This is a genomic window from Pseudomonas sp. GW823-FHT06E10 (assembly GCF_058794995.1).
The window spans coordinates 1-6,186 of record NZ_JBXAHJ010000032.1 but is presented as its reverse complement, the minus strand read 5'-3'; the positions used below and the strand labels follow the sequence as shown (position 1 = coordinate 6,186).

The following is a 6,186-nucleotide window of genomic DNA, read 5'->3' as shown; positions in this document are numbered from 1 at the left end:
CCCCGAACAACGGGCTGGGCTTGCCGTTGGTGGGGATTTTGAAGGATGTCTGCAGGCTTGGCGGCAGCACGTTGTCGACCGTTGGCGTGGTGCGGGTGCCGAACACACCGTTGGGCAGGGCGTAGGCGCCCGTGTTGGCGGGTGGCATGGCCTCTATGGCATCCAGCGCAGCCTTGGGGTCGGCCGGCGGATTGGTAAACGCCGAGGGGTCCGTCGGTGGTGGCGGGCCGAAATCATCCAGCGGCGCGGCTTCTGCCGTGGCCAAGGTAAGGAACATCGCACAATGCAGGCTTGATTTGCGCAGCAAGCCGAAGGAGTCGCAAGATGGAGTTGTGCATTTCATTTTTCACCCCACGCGTGATGTCCCGTCGTCTCCAAATCCGGGGCGACAGCTGTTACGGGTACCAGGGGGTGTGCAACTAATGAGCCATTACTGTAGGGCGAAGAAAAAATTCAACCTAATTAACAATCTGTTTCTAAAGTGTTTTATGCCAGAGAAGCGGGAGTGGGGAATATTCCTCAAGTTTGGTGGTAAACGCCTGTTTGGGTGGGTGTAATGCCCCATTTATGGCGATAGTCGCGGAGAAGGACCGCACCTGCTTCAACCACAGCAAAAGTGAACAGGAGCTTGGCCTGAGATTCCGGGCGCTAGAGCTGACAATCACCGACACGGTGGCGTGGTACCGCGATCCCGATTGGTTCGAGAGTCAAACCTTAAGTTCCCGGAACCGCACTTCTTCCAGATCGAGCAATACAACCAGTCCGAAATTACCGACCAACCCGTCCCGGATGCCAGCATGCAGCTCGCCGCAACCGCCACGGTGATTGTCTCAAGCAGCGCGCCTCGTGCGCTGACCTCCGTCCAGGCTCTTGGCCTGAAGCCCGCCCTTGTCGACGCGCTTTTCTGTGAAGCGCAACTGCCTTACGGTCACTGGAAACTGCCACGGCTATCGCCGTTTACATGGGCATTTATCCTTCGAGTCTTATGGTTATACGGCTACTCACGCAGAGTCGAATCCGCCGGCACTGCGAGGATGCGCGCCAGCACGGCAGCTCGACGACTTCAGTCCCTTGCCAGCGAAGGACCGGTTCTGCTGCTCGGTCATGGCTTTATGAATCGAATGATCGCCAAACAACTGGTGGCAGATGGATGGGTTCGCCAAAAACGTAACGGCAGCCAGTATTGGAGTGCGACGGTGTATCAATATGGCGGTGTTTAAAAGGTGCCTGGACAGATACCTGTTGCTGCAGGTGGCGACAGGCAGAAACCGGCCAGAAGCAGACGCTTAACATGCTCCATTGAGCTTTGGCACTCACTTGGGAAACAACAGTGTAAACGCCACCCGGAATCCCCAACCCTCGGCACCATCTTTCGGACTGTCTGCCCAATAGCGTGGTCCTGCTTGCAGGGTCATGGGTTGATGCCCCACTTTGAACAACTGGGTGACGAACAGGTTGATTGGCACTGACCATTCGCGGGTCTGCCAGTCATAGGTGGATTCGGTGTTGATGCCGAAGGTGGTGTAGGTGTGAGTGGTGTAGCTGAAGAAAGGTTGCAGGAAAGTCGCGTTGACCTTGTCCTTGTCATCGGGCGGGCTGTTTTCCAGCGACCAGATGTGATTGGCCAGAATGCCGCGGGTCCAACCATTGCTCTGTTTGAGGGCCACCACTGTGGGCCCCAACCCCCATTGCTCACTGCTCAAAAGCTCATCGCTGCCGGTCGGAACCAGAATGGCCGGTCCTGCCCCCCAAATCCAGCCACTGGAAGTCGGCTGCTTGGGTGAAAAAAAGAAGCTCTGGGTCACATCTCCCATACCGGATTTGTCCGCCTGCCCGCCAGGTACCAGACCATGCTGATCAACGATCGGCAGGATGGTCCGGGAGATCAGGTTCCACTCGTCATTAATACTGAATGGCAGCACTGGCTGGATGTTGGTGACACTTTGGTAGCCCTCACCGCTCGGGCCGAGTTTTTGGTTCCAGTTGTACTGAATAGGTACGCTGTAGAGTGCGGCGACGGGATTCAGCGTTTGCTTGGCCAGCTCGGCCTGACTATCGGCAGCGAGGCTAATTTCGGGCCATGCCACCGCAAAGGTAATGAAAGGAACAAGTCGAACGCCATTGTTCACTACCAACTCCTTTCTCGAAATTGAGAGCTTGGGTTGTTGTGTCGCGGTTACAAGGCTGAGGATGACCCTGCCGCCAATGAGCTTAGATCAGGTATCTGAACTATGTTCGACGGGGAAAAATACTGTCTCCGGCCAGTCGGATTAACTCGTATCAACTAATGTTCCCTTGAGCCATCGATCAGTCGTCCCCCTCTACAACGGGGCGAAACATTCTCCATTGAAAGGAGTGTCCCTAAACTTTATTAGACCGAAACAGAAGAAGGTTTCTTCAGAAAACTTCTATTGATACAGCCAGAGCACTCACCACGTACATCTGAAAAACCGCACTAAACTCTATCCTGCGCCTTAACTTGTGCATGGTCATGTAGCAAGGGGGAAATGATTCTGTACTCAATACCTAGGCTAATTACTCGGTGGTCAACGCACCAAGTGTCAATGTAGTTGTGCACTCATCACCAGGTTGCCAACACAATGAAACAACGAGGATTGCTGGTATGGACAAGCTATCGGATCGTTTCAAGCTGTCTGTCGTGTTTGCTGCACTATTGTCATTGAACGGGCTTGCTCACGCCGCTCAAACGGAAAAAACCAATATCCTGTTTATCGTCTCCGACGACACCGGCTATGGCGACTTGGGTCCCTACGGCGGTGGGGTTGGTCGCGGCATGCCTACGCCCAGTATTGATGAGCTGGCGGCAGAAGGTGTTACTTTTTACTCTTTTTATGCGCAACCAAGCTGCACGCCTGGTCGGGCGGCCATGCAAACCGGGCGCATCCCCAATCGTAGCGGCATGACCACCGTGGCCTTCCAGGGCCAGGGCGGTGGCTTGCCCGCCGCCGAATGGACGCTGGCATCGGTGCTGAAAACCGGTGGCTACGACACTTATTTCACTGGCAAATGGCATTTGGGTGAAGCCGACTATGCCCTTCCCAATGCTCAAGGTTATGACGTGATGAAATACGTCGGCCTGTATCACCTCAATGCCTACACCTACGCAGACCCGACATGGTTCCCCGACATGGATCCGGAAACCCGTGCGATGTTTGAAAAGGTCACCAAAGGCGCGTTGTCCGGCAAGGCAGGTGAAAAGCCGGTCGAAGAGTTCAAGGTCAATGGTCAGTACGTGGACACACCTGTGGTGGACGGCAAACCTGGCGTGGTCGGCATACCGTTCTTTGACAACTATGTCGAAAAAGCTGCGTTGGAGTTTCTAGACACCGCGGCCAAATCGGACAAGCCGTTTTTCATCAACGTCAACTTCATGAAAGTGCACCAGCCGAACATGCCAGCACCGGAGTTCATTCATAAGTCCATGTCCAAGTCCAAGTACGCCGACTCTGTCGTCGAACTCGATACTCACATCGGCCGCATCATGGACAAGCTCAAGGCACTCGGCCTGGATAAAAACACGCTGGTGGTTTACACCACTGACAACGGGGCCTGGCAGGATGTTTATCCGGATGCCGGCTACACCCCATTTCGCGGGACCAAGGGTACAGTGCGTGAGGGGGGTAATCGGGTACCAGCCATTGCCGTCTGGCCAGACAAGATCAAGCCGGACACGAAAAACCACGAGATTCTCGGTGGCCTGGATTTGATGGCGACGTTCGCCTCTGTGGCTGGCGTGAAGTTGCCCGAGAAAGATCGCGAGGGTCAGCCAATCCTCTTCGACAGCTATGATATGACGCCAGTACTCACTGGCAACGGCCCTTCACCGCGCAAGGAGTGGTTCTATTTCACTGAGAACGAATTGTCCCCGGGTGCGGCCCGTGTCGGAAACTATAAGGCCGTGTTCAACCTGCGCGGCGATGATGGCGCGGCAACCGGTGGTCTGGCCGTGGACACTAATCTAGGATGGAAAGGCGCAATAAAATACGTGGCCACCGTGCCGCAAGTCTTTGATTTGTGGCAAGACCCGCAGGAGCGCTATGACCTCTTCATGAACAACTTTACTGAGCGTACCTGGACTATGGTGCCGATCTCGGCGGCGATCATGAAGCTAATGAAAACCTACGTCGATTACCCGCCACGCAAATTGCAAAGCATGGGTTATGACGGGCCGATCGAGCTGTCGCAGTACCAGAAATTCCAAACCGTGCGTGATGCCCTGAAAAAAGAAGGCATCAACTTGTCGATGCCAAACGGCAACTGATCAAATCAGCTGAAAAATGGCGGCCTCATCAGAGGTCGCCATTTGACGTTAGTGAGTAGTCGTGAGTTCCTAACGGAAATCGACGCAAAATCAGTGGTCTTCGAAATCGACGATGATGCGCTAATCCACTTGCTTACCCGGCAATCGGGCAGGTAAGGCTTGCCGGCTTATCTGCACGGCTGAACGGTCATCCTGATGGCCGAACTTCAACCACTTTTGAAAGGCAGCTATGGGTTGTGGATTCAACCGGTCGCAGATCACTTTTATAGCGCATGACGCTTGTGTCAGCCCAAAATCGGGGCACTGGTCATTATTGTTTTCAAAAACCGACATGTGAGTGTCGGTGACAAATAAGTCGTCGTTTATAGACATCTCTCGCACATGTGCTACGAATGTGCACAAGGTTGATAAGCACGGGCTCAAAATCAAGCGTTTTCCTTATGGCTCCCGCCCTGCAAACCCTCAGCGTAGAGACATTGGGTGATGTCGTTTTTGGATCCGTTCAACCATAGGTAATTGGGTATGACCTTTGCAGGTTGAATAGGAACAAACCCACCCACTTTTGGATGGGGGTATAAAAAGAGCCTTTGCCTGAGGCCAATCACCCGCTTTGTGTGAGGAGATACCGCGATGACGACGTTCAACTCCGGGGCCCAACCCCAGAACCGTGCGCCTCAATCCATCGGCTTTCTGTTGCTGGACAATTTCACGCTGATTTCTCTGGCGTCCGCTGTAGAACCGCTGCGGATGGCCAACCAGTTGTCCGGTCGCGAGCTGTATCGCTGGACCACCCTCACCGTCGATGGCGGCCAGGTCTGGGCCAGTGATGGCCTGCAAATCACCCCTGACGCCTCCATGCACAAAGCCCCGCCGATGGACACCGTCATCGTTTGCGGTGGTATCGGCATCCAGCGCACCGTTACCCGTGAACACGTATCCTGGCTGCAAGGCCAGGCCCGCAAGGCCTGCCGACTCGGTGCGGTCTGCACCGGCAGCTGGGCCCTGGCTTGCGCCGGACTGCTCGATGGTTTCGATTGCAGTGTGCACTGGGAGTGCCTGGCGGCGATGCAGGAAGCTTTCCCGCGGATAGTAATGAGTACTCGTTTGTTCACCCTCGACCGTAACCGCTTCACCAGCTCCGGCGGTACTGCGCCGCTGGACATGATGCTGCACCTGATCAGCCGTGATCACGGGCGTGAACTGTCCGCCGCGATCTCGGAAATGTTTGTCTACGAGCGCATCCGCAACGAACAGGATCACCAGCGCGTGCCGCTCAAGCACATGCTCGGTACCAATCAACCGAAGTTGCAGGAAATCGTCGCGTTGATGGAGGCCAACCTCGAAGAACCGATCGACCTGGACGAACTGGCGGTGTATGTCGCGGTGTCCCGTCGCCAGCTGGAGCGGCTGTTCCAGAAGTACCTGCACTGCTCGCCGTCGCGTTACTACCTGAAACTGCGCCTGGTCCGCGCGCGCCAGTTGCTCAAGCAAACGCCGATGTCGATCATCGAAGTGGCGTCGATCTGTGGCTTTGTGTCCACGCCGCACTTCTCCAAGTGCTACCGCGAGTACTTCGGCATTCCGCCGCGTGACGAGCGCGTAGGCTCCAACACCACCCAGCAAGTGGCGATGATGCCGCTGCCGCAAGCATTGGTGCTGTCGCCGTTGGCCGGTTCGATGTCAGCGTTGAGCCAGGCACGTAACGAGTCAACCTTTGCCAGCGTTCGTCTATAAATCTTCACCCCTATCCTGCGAAAGCATAACGTTCGCAGGATAGGGGAGGGCGCGTCATTTCAGTGTTGCGCAGAGGGTTACTCGACGGCTTTGACCATGTCTTCGATGACCTTTTTAGCGTCGCCGAACACCATCATGGTCTTGTCCAGGTAGAACAGTTCGTTGTCCAG

The 6,186-nt window shown here is 55.3% G+C and carries 4 protein-coding genes and 3 pseudogenes; 4 read left to right on the top strand and 3 right to left on the bottom strand.

Annotated elements, in window-relative coordinates:
• Nucleotides 1–343 (bottom strand): annotated as a pseudogene (locus tag AC1Q6Y_RS27965) (copper oxidase); the annotation flags it as partial.
• Nucleotides 344–576: 233 nt separating this feature from the next.
• Between AC1Q6Y_RS27965 and AC1Q6Y_RS27960 the strand changes: the two are divergent.
• Both AC1Q6Y_RS27960 and AC1Q6Y_RS27955 read left to right on the top strand, forming a co-directional pair.
• A pseudogene (locus tag AC1Q6Y_RS27960) lies at nucleotides 577–825 on the top strand (hypothetical protein); the annotation flags it as partial.
• Nucleotides 744–1,220 (top strand): annotated as a pseudogene (locus AC1Q6Y_RS27955) (histidine phosphatase family protein); the annotation flags it as partial. The pseudogenes AC1Q6Y_RS27960 and AC1Q6Y_RS27955, both read left to right, overlap by 82 nt.
• A 93-nt stretch (nucleotides 1,221–1,313) precedes the next feature.
• Here the strand turns inward: AC1Q6Y_RS27955 and AC1Q6Y_RS27950 are convergent.
• A complete protein-coding gene (locus AC1Q6Y_RS27950) occupies nucleotides 1,314–2,099 on the bottom strand; it encodes a transporter (protein WP_492625653.1) in 786 nt (261 codons plus the stop codon).
• Nucleotides 2,100–2,623: 524 nt separating this feature from the next.
• Between AC1Q6Y_RS27950 and AC1Q6Y_RS27945 the strand changes: the two genes are divergently transcribed.
• Together AC1Q6Y_RS27945 and gbdR are read left to right on the top strand one after the other, a co-directional pair.
• Entirely contained in the window at nucleotides 2,624–4,282 is a 1,659-nt protein-coding gene (locus tag AC1Q6Y_RS27945) for an arylsulfatase (protein ID WP_057714255.1), read from the top strand.
• 630 nt (nucleotides 4,283–4,912) lie between these two features.
• On the top strand, nucleotides 4,913–6,016 hold the full coding sequence (gene gbdR, locus AC1Q6Y_RS27940; protein WP_340317420.1) for a choline metabolism transcriptional regulator GbdR: 1,104 nt from the start codon (nucleotides 4,913–4,915) through the stop codon (nucleotides 6,014–6,016).
• A 77-nt stretch (nucleotides 6,017–6,093) separates the two neighbouring features.
• Here gbdR and AC1Q6Y_RS27935 read toward each other — a convergent pair.
• Nucleotides 6,094–6,186, bottom strand: a 93-nt coding sequence (locus tag AC1Q6Y_RS27935) for an NAD(P)(+) transhydrogenase (Re/Si-specific) subunit beta (protein ID WP_163018286.1), incomplete at its 5' end; no start/stop codon positions are given.

What these genes read in the sequence shown, in the direction of transcription:
- AC1Q6Y_RS27945 (WP_057714255.1), top strand. Translation starts at nt 2,624, where the DNA reads ATGGACAAGCTATCGGATCGTTTCAAGCTGTCTGTCGTGTTTGCTGCA.
- gbdR (WP_340317420.1), top strand. Translation starts at nt 4,913, where the DNA reads ATGACGACGTTCAACTCCGGGGCCCAACCCCAGAACCGTGCGCCTCAA.